Consider the following 17,692-nt stretch of genomic DNA (forward strand, 5'->3'; position numbering starts at 1 on the left):
TTGCTCCGAATCGGAATTACGGATAGAATTGCGCGGCAGCAGGGGCTCAGCATGCGCAATCGCCGCATCACGATCGGAATCGTCGCAGCCCTCGCGCTGATCGCGATCGTGCGCCATCCGAGCGCCGACATTCAGATTTTGACGCATGACGCTACGGATCATGCGCCGCATCAGGTAAAGGCGGCCTTGGACCTTGGGCTAGTGGCCATATCGGTGCTCGTGACCTGGACAGGAACGCATATTTCCTGACGCTTGCGGCGCACGAAAAGGCTGCTTACACCCCTGTCAATGATCTCCGCTGAAGCCGCCTGGCACCAATCCTACCGTCATCCAACCCCTTGGGAGAGCACCTTTCCTGCGCTCTCGATGGTGGAATTGTTCGAGCGCTCGGCGCAGGCGGCGGGCAAGGCTCCGTTGATCGACTTTCTTGGTCGGCACTTCAGTTATGCCGAGACGCTGGACGGGGCCAACCGCGTTGCGGCGGGCCTGCAAGCCTTGGGATATGGTCCGGGGGACCGGATCGGCCTGTTCCTGCCCAACGTGCCGCACTATCTCGCCGCCTATTACGGCATTCTCAAGATCGGCGCGACCGTCGTCAATTTCTCGCCGCTTTATACGGTGGCGGAGTTGGAGCATCAGGTCGCGGATTCGGGAACGCGCGTGCTGTTCACGCTTTCGGCCAGCGCACTGCTGCCGACCGCGCTCAAGGTGCTCGACGGAAGCGGTCTGGAGCGTTTGATCGTCGGATCGATCGCCGGGGCGCTGCCGAGTGCGAAATCGATTCTGTATCGCCTGTTCAAGCGCGCCGAAGTCACGCCGCGCCCGCACGACCCGCGCGTCATCGCCTTTTCGCAGCTCATCGCCAATGATGGACGGCACACGCCTGCGACGATCGACCCCGACCGCGACGTTGCGCTGATCCAATATACCGGCGGCACCACCGGCGTGCCCAAGGGTGCCGCGCTGACGCACCAAAACCTGTCGGCCAATGCCCGGCAAGTGATGGGGATCGACCCGCACCCGGGCCCGCCCGACCGCATCCTTGGCGTGTTACCGCTGTTCCACGTCTTCGCCAATACCTGCGTGCTCAACCGCACCGTGCTCAACGGCGGCTGCATCGTGATGCTGCCACGCTTCGAGGCGGGGGCGGTGCTGGCCGCAATCGGCCGTACCAAGGCGACCGCCCTGCCCGGCGTGCCGACCATGTATCAGGCGCTGCTCGACCATCCCACGATCACCAGCACCGATTTCTCGTCGCTGCGCATCTGCATTTCCGGTGGCGCGCCGCTCGCCGCCGAATTGAAGGCCAAGTTCGAGAAGGTCACCGGGGCCGCCGTGGTCGAAGGCTATGGGCTGTCGGAAAGCTCGGGCGTGCTGTCGGCCAACCCGTATGAGGGCGAAGGCAAGACCGGGACGATCGGCCAACCCATTCCCGGCACGCGCCTGCGGCTGGTCGACAAGGCCGATCCGACGCAGGACCCGCCTGCGGGCGAGCCTGGCGAAATCGTCGCGATGGGCCCGCAAATCATGCAGGGCTATTGGCACCGCCCGGATGCCGATGCCGAGGTGTTCCTGACGACCGACGAAGGCCGCTGGCTGCGCACCGGCGATGTCGGCACGATCGATGCCGACGGGTTCGTGCGGATCGTCGATCGGCTGAAGGACATGATCGCGGTGTCGGGGTTCAAGGTCTTCCCCAGCCAGATCGAGGCGGTGCTGCATCATCACCCGGCGGTGAAGGAAGCGATGGTGATCGGCCTGCCCGATCCCTATCGTGGCGAGCAGCCGCGCGCCTATGTCACGCTGAACGACGGGGCCGATGTTACGCCGGAGGCGCTGCGCGACTGGCTCAATCCGCAGCTTGGCCGCCATGAGCGCGTCGACGCCGTCGTGATCCGCCTGACCATGCCAAAGACGATGATCGGCAAGCTCAGCCGCAAGGATTTGATTGCCGAGGTGAAGGCGGAGAGCGATCCCGCTCCTTTCGCATAAAGCGAACTGGCCCGAATGGATCGGAACCCCTAAAGACCGTTGGAGACGATCCAAGGGGCACGCGGGCAATGGCCAATCTGATCCTCCACGAAGATCCCGTTTCGGGGAATTGCTACAAAATCCGTCTGACGGCGGCGCATGTCGGCATTCCGCTCGAACGGCGCAGTTACGACATTCAAAAGGGCGAAACGCGCACCGCCGCCTTTCTTGACGGCGTAAACCCCAATGGCCGCATTCCGGTGCTGCAGATTGGCGACGATTTTCTGCCGGAAAGCGGTGCCGCCTGTCTGTATCTCGCCGATGGATCGGCGTTGATCCCGCACGACCGGTTCGACCGCGCCGACATGCTGCACTGGATGTTTTGGGAACAATATAATCACGAGCCCAATGTCGCGACACTGCGCTTCTGGCGCGCCTTTATCGGCGAAGACCGGCTGACCGATTTCCAGCGCACGCTCATCCCCGGCAAACAGGCGGCGGGCGAAGCCGCGCTGGCGCTGATGGACGCGCACCTTGCGCAAACGCCCTTCCTCGCGGCCGGGCGCTTCACCGTCGCCGACATTGCACTCTACGCTTATACGCATGTGGCCGAGGACGGGGGCTTCGTTCTAAACCGCTATCCAGCGGTCACGGCATGGCTCGCCCGCGTTGCGGAACAACCCGGGCACGTGCCCATGTGACAGTTGCGTGAAGGTCCACGATTCCGATTGTAACATTCCGTCGCCATAGCTGGAGATCAGCCAAAGGTTTCGCGAAGGTTTCGACGCTATGGACGCTGTGACCAAGATTGCCATGGACGGTCTTTCGGGCGGGACGATTGCCGATTTTGCGGACTTCGCCAACTCGCACCCCGCCATTCCCGAACGCGCAACGAGCGAACGCCGCCGTTATCGCACGATCTGGATTTCCGACATCCACCTCGGCACGCGCGGCTGCAACGCCGATATGCTCATCGATTTTCTCGACCATGTCGACAGCGAGCGGATGTATCTGGTTGGCGACATTATCGATGGCTGGCGGCTGAAGAAGCGGTTCTACTGGCCCGCCGCGCATAACGATGTGGTGTGGCGGCTGCTGAAGCGCGCCAAGCGCGGCACCGAAGTGATCTACATTCCCGGCAACCATGACGAAGTGATGCGCCAGTTCACCGGGCTCGATTTCGGCGGCGTCGCGATCCGCCGCAAGGCGATCCATGAAACCGCCGACGGTCGCCGTTTGTTGGTGCTGCATGGCGACGAATTCGACGCAATCACGCTGGCGCATCGCTGGCTGGCGCATGTCGGCGATGTGGCGTATGAATTCATGATGGCTCTCAACCGCTGGGTGAATGCGTATCGTCGCTTCTTCAACTTGCCGTATTGGTCGCTGTCCAAGCACGCCAAGGCCAAGGTGAAGAACGCCGTGCAGTTCATCTCCAACTTCGAAGAGATCGTCGCGCAGGCCGCCGGTTCGCGCGGCGTTGATGGCGTGGTCTGCGGCCACATTCACACTGCCGAATTCCGCGATATCAACGGAATTGAATATTATAACGACGGTGACTGGGTGGAGGGTTGCACCGCCCTGGTCGAACATTTCGACGGACGGATGGAGTTGCTCCACTGGGCCGACGAAATCGCCGCGCGGGCAAAAGCCCGGTCCGTGGCGAAGATCGAGATGATGGCGGCCTGACCGGCGTGCGCATCGCGATCGCCACTGATGCGTGGAGCCCCCAGGTCAATGGAGTCGTGCGCACGCTGCAGGCCGTGCGCAGGGAATTGGAACGCCAGGGGCATGAAGTCCTGATCGTCTCGCCCGATCTGTTTTATTCACTGCCCTGCCCGACCTATCCCGAGATTCGCCTGGCCTTTGCCAGCACCGCCACGGTCGGCAAGATGCTGGCCGACTTTGCACCCAATGCAATCCATCTGGCGACCGAGGGGCCGGTGTGTCTGGCGGCGCGGCGCTGGTGCCTGACGCGCGGCTTTCCCTTCACCACCGCCTATCACACGCAATTCCCCGATTACGTTTCGGCGCGCACCGGCGTGAACCCGGAATGGGTGTGGCGCTATATTCGCTGGTTCCATTGGCCCGCCCAATCGATCCTCGCCTCGACCCCGTCGATCGCGGCGACGCTGAAGTCGCACGACCTCACCAAGATTCGGCATTGGGGGCGCGGCGTCGATCTGTCGATCTTCGGGCCGCACCTGGCCCCCTTACCCGCGATCAAGGCGCTGAAGGATGCGGGCAAGGGACCGATCCAGCTTTATGTCGGTCGCGTCGCGATCGAGAAGAATATTGAGGCGTTTTTGACCTCGAGCCATCCCGGCACCAAGGTGGTGGTGGGCGACGGCCCGGCGCGCGCCGCGCTGACCGCCCGCTTCCCCGACGCGCATTTCCTGGGGCCGTTGTTCGGCGGCGATCTGGCCGCCGCTTATGCGTCGGCCGACGTCTTCGTCTTCCCCAGCCGCACCGACACGTTCGGGCTGGTAATGATTGAGGCGCTGGCGTGCGGCACGCCCGTCGCCGCATTCCCGGTGACGGGGCCGGTCGATGTGCTCAACCCTGCCGTCGGCGTCATGGACGAAAATCTCTATACCGCGATCGCCACCGCGCTGACGCTCGATCGCACTGCCTGTGCAGCCTATGGCCAGACCTTTACCTGGGAAGCGAGCGCCCGGCAGTTTCTCGGGGCCTTGGTGCCGGTCGATCATCCCGAGGCGATTGCAGCTTAAGGAGGAAAGCGACACGCTTGCCCTCCCCTCACAACCGCTCTACACTGGCGGGCAGAATAAGTGGCCGCTCCGAAAGGGGCGGCCCTTTCCGTTTTTAAGGAGTTCCCCGTGGCCCAGCCGCTCATGCCGCACGCGACCGCGTCCTGGCTCGTCGACAATACATCGCTCAGCTTTGAGCAAATCGCCGAATTTTGCGGCCTGCATATCCTGGAAATCCAGGCGATCGCCGATGATACCGCCGCGACCAAGCTGACCGGGCGCGACCCGATCCGCGCGCACGAACTGACCCAGGTCGAAATCGACAAGGGGCAAGCGAACCCCGATTATCGCCTGCAGATCTTGAAGGGGCCCGAGCAGGTCCGCCGCACCAAGGGGCCGCGCTACACGCCGGTGTCGAAGCGCTCGGACAAGCCCGACGGCATTGCCTGGGTGATCCGCAACCACCCCGAAATCAGCGACGGCGCGATCAGCAATCTGATCGGCACGACGCGCACCACCATCGCCGCGATCCGCGACCGCAGCCACTGGAACATCGCCAATATCACGCCGAAGGACCCGGTGACGCTCGGCCTGACGACCCAGCGCGAGCTCGACGCGGCTGTGTCCAAGGCGGCCAAGGCGGCAGGGCTCGAAGCTCCGGTCGATACCCGGCTGGAAGGCGACCGCGAGGCCCTGATCACCGAGCTGCGCGCGCAGCGCGACCAGCTTTCGCGCGACGCCGAAGCGGCTGAGCATGGCGAAACCGCCAAGCCCGCCGAGCCCACTGCCGAGACGCTGTTCAAGCGCTGAACAAGGACTGACGCCCTCCCCTCCCTGACAAGGGAGGGGTTGGGGGTGGGTTGGTATGAGGCGGGTGCCGCGTTCGACAACGAACCGACCCACCCCCAGCCCCTCCCTTCCAGGGAGGGGAGCACGACATGACTGACCGACCCCGTTTCGCCTTCACCATCCACGCCACCGACGGCAAAGCCCGCACCGGTGAAATCGCGATGCGCCGGGGCACGATCCGCACCCCCGCCTTCATGCCGGTCGGCACCGCCGCCACCGTGAAGGGCGTAAAGCCCGCCGACGTGCGCGCGGCGGGTGCCGAAATCATCCTTGGCAACACCTATCATCTGATGCTCCGCCCCGGTGCCGAACGCGTCGCGCGGCTCGGTGGGCTGCACGGCTTCATGGGCTGGGATCGCCCGATCCTCACCGACAGCGGCGGCTATCAGGTGATGAGCCTCAGCGACCTGACCAAGCGCGACGAGAATGGCGTGACCTTCAAGTCGCATCTGGATGGCACGCGCCACACGCTCAGCCCCGAACGCTCGATCGAAATCCAGCGCCTGCTCGGCTCGGACATCGTGATGGCATTTGACGAACTGGTGCCGACCACCTCGCCCCCTGAAGTGCAATCCGCCGCGATGGCACGATCGATGCGCTGGGCCAAGCGCAGCCGCGACGCGTTCGACAGCGGCGGCGCCCATGCCGAAAACGCCGCAATCTTCGGCATCCAGCAGGGCGCGCTCGACCAGACGCTGCGCGGCGACAGCGCCGCCGCGCTGATCGACATCGGCTTTGATGGCTATGCCGTCGGTGGCCTTGCCGTCGGCGAAGGCCAGGAGGCGATGTTCGGCTGCCTCGATTTCGCGCCCGGCCAATTGCCCGTCGACAAGCCGCGCTATCTGATGGGCGTGGGCAAGCCGACGGACATTGTCGGCGCGGTCGAACGCGGGATCGACATGTTCGATTGCGTGCTGCCGACGCGCTCGGGCCGCACCGGCCAGGCCTTTACGCGCAGCGGCCCGCTCAACATCCGCAACGCCAAGTTCGCCGAAGACACTGGCCCGCTCGACCCGACCTGCGCCTGCCCGGTCTGCACGACCTGGAGCCGCGCCTATCTGCATCATCTGGTGCGATCGGGTGAGATGCTCGGCGCGATGTTGATGACAGAGCACAACCTTTGGTTCTATCAAGCGCTGATGGCCGATCTGCGCCGAGCGATTGCCGAAGGACGGCTCAAATCCTTCGCCGATACGTTCCGACACGAGTATCGAAGCCAAAGCGAGAGGGACCAATGAGCGAAATCAACGAAATCGAAGCCGCCGCCCGCGACCATAAGCGCGTGCGCGATGCGGCCGAAGCCAAGTCTGAAAAAGGCGGCAATTGGCCCCTGACCCCGATCGCGATCGGCGTTGGTGTGGGATCGGCGGCATTGGCGGCGGTGCTGCTCTACGTGAACCGGCCCAAGAAGAACTAGCGCACTCCTCTGCCACCGGTGTCTCCCCTCCCTGGAAGGGAGGGGCCGGGGGTGGGTTGCTCTCGATAGAGAACAACCTCACCCAACAGGCCGACCCACCCCCTAACCCCTCCCTTCCAGGGAGGGGAGCTAAAGCGGCAGTGTCCCACCCGATTGACACGCCCCCCGCCTCCGCGACACAAGAGCGCGTGCGCTTCCCTCCATCCGGAGCTTTCCCCATGCTGTCTCGTGCCGCCCTCTTACTGGGTGCCGCCCTGCTGCCGCTGACATCCGTCGCCGCCAAGCCTACGCCCCCCGCATCCGCCCCCGCGATCAAGCCGATCGCCTTTACCGAACGCACGCTCGCCAATGGCCTGCGCGTCTATGCCATCCGCGATACCTCGACGCCCAATGTCTCGGTGCAAGTCTGGTACGATGTCGGCTCGAAGGATGATCCGGCCGGCCGCTCGGGCTTTGCGCACATGTTCGAACATCTCATGTTCAAGGCGACGCGCAATCTGGTGTCGGAACAGATGGACCGACTGACCGAGGATGTCGGCGGCAACAACAACGCCTCGACCAATGACGATTACACCGAATATCACGAGACGATCCCGGCCAACCACCTGCAGCGCCTGCTGTTCGCCGAGGCCGACCGCATGGCCGCGCTCGTCGTCGAGCCGAAGAGCTTCGCCTCCGAACGCGACGTGGTGAAGGAGGAGTTGCGTCAGAACACCAATGCGCGGCCTTACGGCAAGCTGTTCTCGCTCTATTTTCCGGCGATTTCGTACACCCGCCACCCTTATGCGCGCGGCACGATCGGCAGCCTCGACAACCTCCAGAGCGCGCAGATTGATGACGTGCGCGCGTTCCATGCGACCTATTATCGGCCCGACAATGCCGTATTGGTGGTCTCGGGCAATTTCGATCCCCAGCAGCTCGACGCCTGGGTCGACCAGTATTTCGCCGGGATCAAGCGCCCGACCACCCCGATCCCGCGTGTGACCGTGACCGAGCCCGAGCGCACCACGGCCACGCATTATGTCGTGCGGGAGGCCAATACCCCACTGCCCGCCGTAATGATCAGCTACCCGATCCCCGCCGACAACGATCCCGACAATGCCGCGCTGACGGTGCTCAACGCGGTCCTGTCGCAAGGTGAAAGCTCGCGGCTGTACGAGACTTTGGTCTATCGCGACCAGCTCGCGCAGAGCGCAGAAAGCGTGCTCGATTCCAAGCAGGGTCCGGGCAATCTCGCGGTGTTCGCGATCCTGGCCGGAGGCAAGCAAGCGAGCGATGGCGAAACGGCATTGCGCCGCGAAGTCGCCCGCTTGCGCGACACGCCGGTCAGCGCGGCTGAGCTGGCCGAGGCCAAGAACGAGATCCTGACCGCCGCGCTTGAATCGCGCGAGACCGCCGAGGGCAAGGGACGCACGATCGCCTCCTCGGTCATCATCGATCGCGACCCGCACGCCGCCGATCGCCAACTCGCCGCGATCAGCCAGGTGACCGCTGCCGACATCCAGCGCGTTGCCGCCAAATATCTGCGCGACGAGCGCTCGGCGACGATCCAGTATCTGCCCGAGGACAAGACCATCGCAGCGCCGCAGAACGACCGGATCGAAGTGGCTGACAGCGTCGTGGTCAAACCGCTGGTCGTGCCCGGCACGGTCGCGGTCGTAACACCCGCGAGCGCGGCCGAGCGGATCGCCCCGCCCCCCGCAGGCCCCGCCATCCCGGCGAGCGCGCCCGCCCCGCAGGAGTTCAAGCTCGCCAACGGGCTGCGCGTCGTGCTGGTCGAGAAGCACGACCTGCCGCTGCTAAGCGCCGTGCTGATCGCACAAGGCGGCGGTGCGCTGGACCCCGCCGACCGGGCGGGATTAGGCAGCCTCACCGCTGACCTGTTGACCAAGGGCACCAAGACGCGCTCGGCCACCGAGATCGCGCGGCAAATCGAATCGCTCGGCGGGTCGATTTCGAGCGATGCGAGCTTCGACGGATCGAGCGTGACCGTAACCGTGAAATCCGATCAGGCCGTCCCCGCGCTCGCCATTCTGGCCGATGTTACACGCAATCCGGTGTTCGCATCCGAGGAAATCGAACGGGCACGGGCGCAGGCGATTGACGGTGTGCAGGTCGCGATCAAAAATCCGAGCCAGCTGGCCGGACTCGTCGCCGCGCGCGCGGCGCTTGGCGATACCGAATATGGCCATCCACTGTCGGGCACGCCAAGCTCGCTCAAGGCGATCAGCCAGGCCGACATCCGCCGCGCCTATGCTGCGGCCTGGACGCCGGGGCAAAGCACGCTGGTGCTGGTCGGGGACGTAACCCCGGCGCAGGCGAAGACCCTGGCGGAGAGCAATTTCGCCAATTGGACCGCGCCCGCCGCGCAGCCCAAAGCGGCCGCGCCGGTCGCCACCTATCCCAAGCCGCGCGTGATTGTCGTCGATATGCCGGGTTCGGGCCAGGCAGGCGTCGTGGTCGCCCGCCCCGGCATCGCGCGCAGCGATGCGGCGTATTACCCGGCGGCGGTCGCCAATACGGTGCTCGGCGGCGGGTTCTCGTCACGGCTCAACCAGGAAATCCGCATCAAGCGCGGGCTCGCTTATGGCGCGGGCAGCAGCTTGCAAGTCGGCCGCGCCCCCGGCGCGATTACCGCGCGCACCTCGACCAAGAACCCCAGCGCGCCAGAGACGGTGTCGATCATTCTGGCCGAAATGAAGCGGCTGGGTGCCGAACCCGTCACCGCTGCCGAACTCGAAACCCGCAAGGCGGTGCTCGTCGGCAATTTCGGGCGCGCGACCGAGACCACCGGCGGGATTGCCGGGACGATCGGCAGCTATACCGTGCAGGGCGTGCCGCTGAGCGAGCTGGGACACTATACCCAGCGCGTCGCGGCGGTCGATCCGGCAGCGGTGCAGGCCGCAGCGGCAAAGCTGCTCGACCCGAGCGTGGCGAGCGTCGTCGTGGTGGGCGATGCCAAGCTGTTCCTGCCCGAATTGCGCAAGACCTATCCCGACGCCGAAGTGATCCAGGCGGATGCGCTGAAGCTCGACAGCGCTTCGCTCAAATAAGGCCGACGCGGCGAAACCCTTGCATTAACCAACAAGTGTTTCGCCGCGGGACGCCGTAAAATCGGTGGCATCGCGGAGCCGCGAGATCGGATATGGGCCACGCGTGCGCGTGTGGACGATCCTCGGTTGGTTGCAGACTCGGCGGCTGAGCAAGCTCGGTCTTGTCGGCCTGTGCGCGCTGTTGCTGGCAGGCGTGTCGGCGCATGCCGCTTTGCGCGCGATCGTCGATCAGCACGCCAAGGCCGCCCGCAACGCCGCGCCGCCGACCGGATATGAAGCCGAGGACCATTTCCCCGGTGCCGCCTATTTCTACACCGCTGACGAAGCGCCCATCCCGGCGCGCGGTGCGACGGGCACGATCGCGCTGCCCGATCTGCCCTTACCGCCAGGGGCAGCCACACTGACCCCCGATGGCTCCATCCATCCCGCAGCCCCCTTCTCGCTCGCACATGCCAACGCGACCGATCGCGGGCGGGCGCTGCAATGCCTGACCACCGCCATCTATTATGAAGCCGCGACCGAGCCCGATGCCGGGCAGCAAGCGGTCGCGCAGGTGATCCTCAACCGCGTCCGCCATCCCGCCTTTCCGGCGACGGTGTGCGGGGTGGTGTTCCAGGGGTCGGATCATGCCGGATGCCAGTTCAGCTTCGCCTGTGACGGGTCGCTGCAACGCGGCACACCCGGCAAGGCGGCATGGCTGCGCGCGCTGAACGTCGCCGCCGCTGCGCTGAACGGCCATGTCATGGCGCAGGTCGGGATGGCGACGCATTACCACACCTATGCCGTCACCCCGGCGTGGAACCGCAGCCTGGTGATGACGGCGGCGATCGGTGCGCATTTCTTCCACCGCTGGCAAGGCTGGTGGGGCACGCCCGCCGCCTTCCGCCAAAGCTATGCCGGGGGCGAACCGGTGCCGGGGCCGCTGGCGCGGATCACCCCGACGCCCGTCATCGCCGCTGCGCCTCCGCCAGCCGCCCCGAAGACGGCGAGCGCCGCGATCCAGCCCGCCTATGCGCAAGCGAGCCTGCCGGTCGCGCCGCGCCCTGCCGCCGATACGCTGCCCGGCGACTCGCAGATCCTCGACCGGTGGAAGGATTCGGGCAAGCCGCTGCGCTAGCTCGGCGTCACCCCGGCCTTGTGCCGGGGTCTACCATGGTCTTCCTCCAGCACCTGCAGGATTTGCCGCCCGGGGTGACGAAATGGGCGCGGTCTCTTCGCCTTACTTCCCTGCACCCAGATATTTGTCGAACCACGCAAGCGTGCGCCGCCGCACGTCGGCGGCGTTGACGGGATTGCGGATCCCGTGGCCCTCTTCGGGGTAGATGACCAGGCTGGTCGGTACGCCCATGTCGTGCAGGCCATGCCAATATTCGACCGACTGCGTCGGCGGCACCTCAATGTCGCGCTCACCGACATAGATGAAGGTCGGGGTCTTGGCCTGCTTGATGAAATTGACCGCAGAGACATCCTCATAGGCCTTGCGGTCGTCGTACATCGTCTTGCCGAAGAACGGCAGCATCCACTGGTCGATACCGTTGGTACCATAATAGCTGACCCAATTGCTCAGCCCCGCGCCCGCGACGATCGCCTTGAAGCGGTTGGTCTGGGTGTTGGCCCACATCGACATGAAGCCGCCATAGCTGCCGCCCGTCAGGCCTAGCCGCGCATCATCGACCGGCGCGACCTTCTCGACCGCGTCGATCCCGGTCAGGATATCGCGCAAGTCGCCGCCGCCGAAATCGCGCTTGTTGGCGGCGGTGAACGCTTCGCCCTGGCCATAGCTGCCGCGCGGATTGGGCAGGAAGATGTAATAGCCCGCCGCCAGCAGATCCCCAAAGCCCCCGCCAAAATTGGGGACGTTCGCGGAGGATGGGCCGCCATGCACGATCGTGACCATCGGCGCTTTCTTGGCGGGGTCGGCCCCAAGCGGCGCGAGCAGCCAGCCCTGGACGGTGAAGCCGTCATTTTTCCAAGCGATGCTGCGCGCGGTCATCGCCGCGGGGACAGCATCATTGTCATGCGTGATCTGCACCGGTGCCGCGACCGGCCCGGCGAAGATCGCGGGGGCATGGGTGAAGTCCTGCGCGACGGTGGCGACGGTCAGCCCGTCGGCGCTGAAGGCGGCCTTGGCATCGCCCGCCGCGAGGCTGGCCGGGCGGCTCCAGCCGAGACCGTCGGCGCGTTCGCCGGCAAAGGTGAACAGCCCCATCCGATCACCGCTGAGCGCGGTGCCGCGGATAAACCGATCCTTCCACACCAGCGACGTGACCGTCAGCGCGCTGTGCGGCATGAGATTTTGCGGCTCGCCCCCGGCGAACGGCACGGTCCACACATCGCCGCCAACCGCGCCGAAATCGCTCATCAGCCCGCCAATATAGGCGACCGTCTTGCCATCGGGGGAAACGCGCGGAAAGTTGAGTTGCGTCGTCGGCTTAGCGATCATGCGCACCGCGCCCGTTTGCGCATCCACCGCATCGAGCGTCGCCACCCACCAATTGTTATCGCCATTGCCCAGCGCAGAGGTGACCACGAACCCCTTGCTGTCGGGCGTCCAGTCATATTCGTAAATATAGCGATCCGCCGGTGACACGGGCTTCACCGCTTCCGCCGCAACCGGCGCGCCGGACAGGTCGAACACGGCCAGCCGCTGCTCGTCGCTCTTCTCGCCGATTTCACCGATCTGGCGCACCCCGGCCTGCGCGGCACCCGATTCCTTGGCCGCGCCGATCGTCACCAATACGGCCAGCCGCGTCCCATCGGGCGCGAAGCGCGGGGTCTGCGCGATGCCGTTGATCGTGGCCACGGTGCGCGCCTTGCCGTCATGATCGAGCGCCAGCGTGACTGTGCCCGCCTTGCGATCGCGCGCGAGCCAGGCAAGGCTGCCATCCGGCGCGAAGGCCAAGCCCGACAGGCCGCAAGCGCTGGCGCATGGATCGAAGCTGCGCAGGATCTTGCCGGTCTTCGCGCTGCGCAGCGTGATCTTGCTTTTGCCCGCCGCATCGCTTTCGACCGTCGCGATCGTGTCGCCCTTTGCCGACAAAGCAAGGCTGCCATAGCCGTGGACCGGTGCCGCGAGCGCTGGCGTGGCGACGGCGGAAAGCAAGAGGGCAAACACGGGGATGCGCATGAAGGTGAGGCTCCGTCGAGGTGATGGAGCGATGTAGCACGGCTAGGCGACAGAGCAACCGGGTGCGCTTTCCTCCCCGCTCGACAAGCAAGCGGGGAGGAAAGCGTCTTATTTCTCCAGCCCCTTGGCCTTCCCCCACGATCGCGCCGCCGTATAGCCCAGATAGCCCGTACCGAAGAGCGCATAGAGCGGCTCCGGGATGCCATTCAGATACGCGTTCATCCCCGCCGCAATGTCCTTGGCCATTTGCGGCTGGGCCGCCGCGATCAACCCCATCGGGATCGCCCACAGCAGCAGCGCGTACATCACATAGAGAAAGCTCGGTCGCGCACGGCTGGTCCATGGGTCGGCGCTTTGCGCTTCGGCCAGGATCGCGGAGATCTGCGTCTTGACCTGTTCCATGTCCTGCGTGCCCTGCAGCGTCAGCAATTTCAGCTTGGCCTCGTCGCGCGCCTTGGGGTCGGGGATGATCTTGTCGATGATGCTGGTGATGGGGCCGAGCAGGCCGTCGAGAAGTCCCATAATCACACTCCTGTTGAAGGTCGGAAGTCCACAAAGTCCACGCTACGTCCCCCCAATTCGGGGTCGCGCGGGTTAACCGATGCGGTTGGCGAGCCACCCGTAGAGAAAGGCTTCATTGGCCGGGCGGCTCTCGGCCAGCGCGACATAGCGTTCGCCTTGCAACGCCTCGATTGCCTTGAGCAGCACCGCCTCGCCCCCTGCCCCGCGCCGCTTGAGAAACGCCGCGAGTGCGGCGAGCGTGACCGCGCCGATGCACCCGTCGACGGGCATGTCGGGATAATCGGTGGCGCCGCGATTGAGCGCGTTGAGCGCGCGTTGCAGGAACGCGGCGGCGACCGCCGGCCCCATGTTCACGCCGCTATCGAACAGTTCGGCGGCCAGATGCGGAGCGAGGTCGGCGATGGCGTCGAAGCGCGGTGCCTCCCAATAGAGTCGCCGATACAGCGCCCGCGCCTGCTCGACCGGAAAGCTGCGCATCGGCCCGCCATAGCCGTTCGCGCGCGCCACGGCGGCGGTAATCCCAAAGCGCGTCTCGCCGCCGCGATCGGCGGGATGGTTGACGTATCCCCCTTCGCGATCCAGCACGGTGTCGATCAAACTGTCGATGGTCATGGCTACCTCCTGATCGCAGGAAATAACCTATTTGGTTTTTGTAGGACAGCGTTGCTCCTCCCCTCCCTGACAGGGAGGGGAGAAGATGATGCCTCGCTTACGGCTTCCCCGCGCCCACTTGCGCCAGCAGCACATCCACCGCCGCGCGCAATTGCGCATCCTGCCCAGTGGCCGTTTCGCCCAAAGGCCGTTCCACCGCCAGGTCGACCGGGCGCGGGTGCATTTCCATGTCCTGCCCGCGCCCGTCCTGGATGCGCGTGCTCGGCGTGCGCACCGAAGAGCCGTCGATCAGCGGCTCGGCACCGGTGAAGATGATCCAGCCTGCGGTCGGTTGCCCGACCACCTTGCCGAGCCCGAGCGCGCGATAGCCCTCGGTGAAATCCTCCGCATCGGACAGCGAGGATTCATTGGTGACGAGCACGGTGGGCTTGCCGAGCGCGCGCTGGCCCAGCGCCTGGCGACCGGGCAGCGAGAACAGATCGCGCGGCGTCATCGTCAGATAGTTACGCCGCGCGAACACATCGATCGCATAGCCGTTGATGAAGCCGCCATTGTTGTTGCGGATATCGACCACGACGCCCTGCTTGCCCTGATTTTCGGCATCAAGGTCGAGATAGAGCTGATCGAGCGATTCGGACGACATGTCGGCGAGGTGGACATAGCCGAGCGTGCCGCCCGACATTCGCTCAACCAGAGCGCGGCGATCATCGACCCATTGGCGGTAAGCGAGCCCGGCCGCGCTGCCCGCCGAAACCGGGCGCACCACCACCTCGCGACGACCATTGGCACCCTCGACACCCAGCCGCACCCGGCGGCCGACGGTGTTTTCCAGCAGCGCATCGAGATTGTCATGCGCACCGACCGCGACACCGCCGACGCTGACGATGCGCTCGCCCGGCACGATCTTCTCGATCGCGGCGGGGCTGAGCGTCACCACTTCGCGCACGACAAGCCCGCGCCCGGCTTCATAGGCGGCGCGATCAAACCGCACGCCCAGATCGCCGACACGGCCCGATGGCAGCGTCCCCGGCCCCATAAAGGGCCGGTTGATGCCGGTGTGCGAGGCGTTGAGTTCGCCGATCATCAAGGTGATGATCCGCCGCAGTTCGTCGGGCGTGCGCGCGCCTGCGACATAAGGCTGGAAGTGCGCCCGCAGCGCCGTCCAGTCATGGCCGTTAAACCCGGCATCGAAGAATTTGCGGTTGAGGATGCTCCATGCCTCATCAAACACGACCTGCTTTTCGCTTGCGAAGTCGATGTCCATATCGGCGGCGATGGTGATCGGCTTGGGCTTGGGGGACTCGATCGGCGTCGAAATCACGCGCCCACCGTCGAGATAGAACAGCGTCTTGCCGTCCCCCGACAGCGCGAAATCGCCCTTGGGACGATCGCTCTGCGTCAGTTGCTGCGCGACCGGCGGCTCGTCGGCGAGTTCGTCGAGAGTGTAGCTGTAGAGATTGGCGCGCCCTTTTTCCGAGGCGCGGAAGACCAGCGTCTTGCCATCGGCGCTGATGACGGGCGTGTCCGCGCTGAGCCCCAGCGGCAGGATCGTCGCGCGGCCGCGCAGGCCCTGCCACACGATGCTGACGGGTGGGACTTTGGGTGCGGGCGGCGGTGCGGCACCCTTCTTCGCCGCGACCGGCAGCGGCTTTGGCGTAGCCGGCGCTGGGGAATCAGCGGGGGTTTCGGGTGTTCCGGGCTGTTTGCCGGGCTTGAACAGGTCGCTGAACTTGTCCTCGCGGAACTTGGGCACGTGCGGCAGCAGATCCACGCGGACGATGCGCGAGTCTTCGCTGCGCTGTGCGGTGTCAAACAGGATGTACTTGCCGTCGGGCGACCAGGCGATGCCGCCCATTTCGCCATTGCCGAGGAAGCTGACCGGCCGCGCCGCACCACCCGCTGCCGGAACGACATGGACGTTCACGAAGGACCGCGCATCGCGCAATGGGAAGGCGACATATTGGCCATCGGGCGACCAGGTCGGGCGCGGCCCCTCACGACCGTCGGTGGCGATTGCGCCTGTAAACAGCGTGCGATCGGTGCCACCTGCCCCAAGCGTAACCAGGTGCAATTCGCGGTCGTTGAGCACATAGGCCACCGACTTGCCGTCGGGGGCGTAGGACGGCACCGAGGCGATGCCGTGCGCAGTCAGCATCGTCTCGCGACCGCTGGCGACATCATATTCGACCAGCGCATGGTCGAGCCCGCGTTCGGAGATGACCAAAGCCCGGCGGCTGTCGGGCGACCACACCACTTCGCGCTCGGCCCCCGGCGTGTTGGTGATGCGCTGCGCCGGGCCGCCATCCTTGGCCGGTGCCGCAAAGACTTCGCCGTGGCCGATCACCGCGACTTTCTGCCCGTCACCCGAGACCGCCAAGCGGCTGAAGCTCTGCAATTGTTCATGGCGACGCGGTGTGGCGCTGGCGGCCCCGCGCAGCGTGATCGGCACTGCATTCGTCTGGCCAGTCGCGGGATCATAGCGCCACACGCCGAAATCGCGCTCGAACACGATCGCCGATCCGTTCGCCGCCATCGACGGATAGAGCAAACGACCATCGCCGAAGTGCGTCAGTTGGTCGGGCGCAGCCCCCTCGCCCAGCCCGACGCGCCACAGATTTTCGGTGCCGCCGCGCGCGCTCATATAGACGATGCTGCGGCCATCGCGGCTCCACATCGGCCAGGCGTGCTTCTCGCCGCCGGGCAGCAGACGGCGATAGGTGCCGCCTTCGGCGACGGGCTTCAGCCACAGCTCGGTCTCATCAATGTGCGAGGTGCCGTTGCGCCACCATTGGCTGCCGCTCAGGCCGCGCGCGTTGATCGCCAGCGTGGTGCCGTCGGGAGAGGGCGCGGCCTGGAACTCGGCGAGATATTTCTCGCGGCTGACCTGCATCGGCGTGCCGCCCGCGGCCGCGACCCGGTAGATATCCGCTTGCCGCCCGACATCGGCAACGCCCGAGGCGAAATAGAGATATTGGCCATCGGGCGACCAGGCATCGAGTTCCTCGGCGGATTCCGCATAGGTCAGCCGCGTCACCGCGCCGCTGGCGAGATCGAGCACGTACAGATTCTGGCTGCCGCCACGGGTCGAGGTGAAGGCGAGCCGGGTGCCATCCGGCGAATAAAGCGGGCGTCCCTCGGTCGCTGCATCGGTGACGAGCGGACGCGCGGTGCCGCCAGTCGCCGCCACTTCCCAGATGTCGCCGCCCGAGGCGAAGGCGATCAGGCTACCATCGGGCGACAGGCTCGGCTCGGCAAAGGCCGCTTTGGCCGCAACCGCTTGCGCCGCCGCAGGCAGCGACGCGAGCGTGGTCGACGCGAGCAACGTCGCCGTGGCGAGTGCAAGGCCCCGGAAGATCATAGAAGCACGCCTCAAAATTATAGGAATTTGCTTGTCGCTATTTCCCAGCAACAAAGCGTAAAACAGTGTTCA

14 protein-coding genes are annotated in these 17,692 nt (G+C 65.5%); 10 read left to right on the forward strand and 4 right to left on the reverse strand.

Going from position 1 to position 17,692, the window contains the following annotated elements; genetic code table 11:
- Nucleotides 1–51: 51 nt before the first annotated feature.
- The 10 genes from ON00_RS06505 to ON00_RS06550 all read left to right on the forward strand — a co-directional run bounded on the left by ON00_RS06505 (nt 52) and on the right by ON00_RS06550 (nt 11,118).
- Nucleotides 52–249, forward strand: coding sequence for a hypothetical protein (locus ON00_RS06505; RefSeq protein WP_010404184.1), 198 nt, complete (start codon nt 52–54; stop codon nt 247–249).
- A 39-nt stretch (nt 250–288) separates the two neighbouring features.
- Complete coding sequence (locus ON00_RS06510) at nt 289–1,992, forward strand: long-chain-fatty-acid--CoA ligase (protein WP_029622491.1); 1,704 nt, start codon at nt 289–291, stop codon at nt 1,990–1,992.
- A gap of 68 nt (nt 1,993–2,060) precedes the next feature.
- Nucleotides 2,061–2,672 (forward strand): glutathione S-transferase family protein, encoded by a 612-nt coding sequence (locus ON00_RS06515; protein ID WP_010404188.1) that lies wholly within the window; start codon nt 2,061–2,063, stop codon nt 2,670–2,672.
- 88 nt (nt 2,673–2,760) lie between these two features.
- Nucleotides 2,761–3,660 (forward strand): UDP-2,3-diacylglucosamine diphosphatase, encoded by a 900-nt coding sequence (locus tag ON00_RS06520; RefSeq protein WP_010404191.1) that lies wholly within the window; start codon nt 2,761–2,763, stop codon nt 3,658–3,660.
- A 5-nt stretch (nt 3,661–3,665) separates the two neighbouring features.
- Nucleotides 3,666–4,703, forward strand: coding sequence for a glycosyltransferase family 4 protein (locus ON00_RS06525; RefSeq protein WP_010404194.1), 1,038 nt, complete (start codon nt 3,666–3,668; stop codon nt 4,701–4,703).
- Nucleotides 4,704–4,811: 108 nt separating this feature from the next.
- A complete protein-coding gene (locus tag ON00_RS06530; protein ID WP_029622492.1) occupies nt 4,812–5,492 on the forward strand; it encodes a DUF1013 domain-containing protein in 681 nt (226 codons plus the stop codon).
- Nucleotides 5,493–5,620: 128 nt separating this feature from the next.
- On the forward strand, nt 5,621–6,769 hold the full coding sequence (gene tgt / locus ON00_RS06535) for a tRNA guanosine(34) transglycosylase Tgt (protein ID WP_010404200.1): 1,149 nt from the start codon (nt 5,621–5,623) through the stop codon (nt 6,767–6,769).
- Nucleotides 6,766–6,948 (forward strand): hypothetical protein, encoded by a 183-nt coding sequence (locus tag ON00_RS06540; protein WP_010404201.1) that lies wholly within the window; start codon nt 6,766–6,768, stop codon nt 6,946–6,948. The genes tgt and ON00_RS06540 overlap by 4 nt, the downstream gene beginning before the upstream one ends.
- A gap of 218 nt (nt 6,949–7,166) precedes the next feature.
- The gene (locus tag ON00_RS06545) at nt 7,167–10,001 is read left to right on the forward strand and encodes a M16 family metallopeptidase (protein ID WP_010404203.1); all 2,835 of its coding nucleotides are present in this window, start codon (nt 7,167–7,169) and stop codon (nt 9,999–10,001) included.
- A gap of 103 nt (nt 10,002–10,104) precedes the next feature.
- The gene (locus ON00_RS06550) at nt 10,105–11,118 is read left to right on the forward strand and encodes a cell wall hydrolase (RefSeq protein ID WP_010404205.1); all 1,014 of its coding nucleotides are present in this window, start codon (nt 10,105–10,107) and stop codon (nt 11,116–11,118) included.
- A gap of 102 nt (nt 11,119–11,220) precedes the next feature.
- On the opposite strand, the gene ON00_RS06555 is transcribed toward ON00_RS06550, so the two are convergent.
- The 4 genes from ON00_RS06555 to ON00_RS06570 all read right to left on the reverse strand — a co-directional run bounded on the left by ON00_RS06555 (nt 11,221) and on the right by ON00_RS06570 (nt 17,620).
- Nucleotides 11,221–13,128 (reverse strand): S9 family peptidase, encoded by a 1,908-nt coding sequence (locus tag ON00_RS06555; RefSeq protein ID WP_010404207.1) that lies wholly within the window; start codon nt 13,126–13,128, stop codon nt 11,221–11,223.
- Nucleotides 13,129–13,236: 108 nt separating this feature from the next.
- On the reverse strand, nt 13,237–13,650 hold the full coding sequence (locus ON00_RS06560; RefSeq protein WP_010404208.1) for a holin family protein: 414 nt from the start codon (nt 13,648–13,650) through the stop codon (nt 13,237–13,239).
- 72 nt (nt 13,651–13,722) lie between these two features.
- Nucleotides 13,723–14,262: a glycoside hydrolase family 108 protein gene (locus ON00_RS06565; RefSeq protein WP_010404209.1), complete on the reverse strand. Its 540-nt coding sequence runs from the start codon at nt 14,260–14,262 to the stop codon at nt 13,723–13,725.
- A 97-nt stretch (nt 14,263–14,359) separates the two neighbouring features.
- A complete protein-coding gene (locus ON00_RS06570) occupies nt 14,360–17,620 on the reverse strand; it encodes a S41 family peptidase (protein ID WP_010404210.1) in 3,261 nt (1,086 codons plus the stop codon).
- Between the last annotated feature and the right edge of the window lie 72 nt (nt 17,621–17,692).

It is taken from the genome of Sphingomonas echinoides ATCC 14820 (assembly GCF_000241465.1).
GTDB lineage: Bacteria > Pseudomonadota > Alphaproteobacteria > Sphingomonadales > Sphingomonadaceae > Sphingomonas > Sphingomonas echinoides.

Bases quoted from the DNA above. Each gene is read 5' to 3' on its own strand.
- ON00_RS06560 (WP_010404208.1), bottom strand. From the start codon at position 13,650: ATGGGACTTCTCGACGGCCTGCTCGGCCCCATCACCAGCATCATCGAC.
- ON00_RS06520 (WP_010404191.1), top strand. From the start codon at position 2,761: ATGGACGCTGTGACCAAGATTGCCATGGACGGTCTTTCGGGCGGGACG.
- tgt (WP_010404200.1), top strand. From the start codon at position 5,621: ATGACTGACCGACCCCGTTTCGCCTTCACCATCCACGCCACCGACGGC.
- ON00_RS06505 (WP_010404184.1), top strand. From the start codon at position 52: ATGCGCAATCGCCGCATCACGATCGGAATCGTCGCAGCCCTCGCGCTG.
- ON00_RS06570 (WP_010404210.1), bottom strand. From the start codon at position 17,620: ATGATCTTCCGGGGCCTTGCACTCGCCACGGCGACGTTGCTCGCGTCG.
- ON00_RS06545 (WP_010404203.1), top strand. From the start codon at position 7,167: ATGCTGTCTCGTGCCGCCCTCTTACTGGGTGCCGCCCTGCTGCCGCTG.
- ON00_RS06565 (WP_010404209.1), bottom strand. From the start codon at position 14,262: ATGACCATCGACAGTTTGATCGACACCGTGCTGGATCGCGAAGGGGGA.
- ON00_RS06515 (WP_010404188.1), top strand. From the start codon at position 2,061: ATGGCCAATCTGATCCTCCACGAAGATCCCGTTTCGGGGAATTGCTAC.
- ON00_RS06510 (WP_029622491.1), top strand. From the start codon at position 289: ATGATCTCCGCTGAAGCCGCCTGGCACCAATCCTACCGTCATCCAACC.
- ON00_RS06555 (WP_010404207.1), bottom strand. From the start codon at position 13,128: ATGCGCATCCCCGTGTTTGCCCTCTTGCTTTCCGCCGTCGCCACGCCA.
- ON00_RS06540 (WP_010404201.1), top strand. From the start codon at position 6,766: ATGAGCGAAATCAACGAAATCGAAGCCGCCGCCCGCGACCATAAGCGC.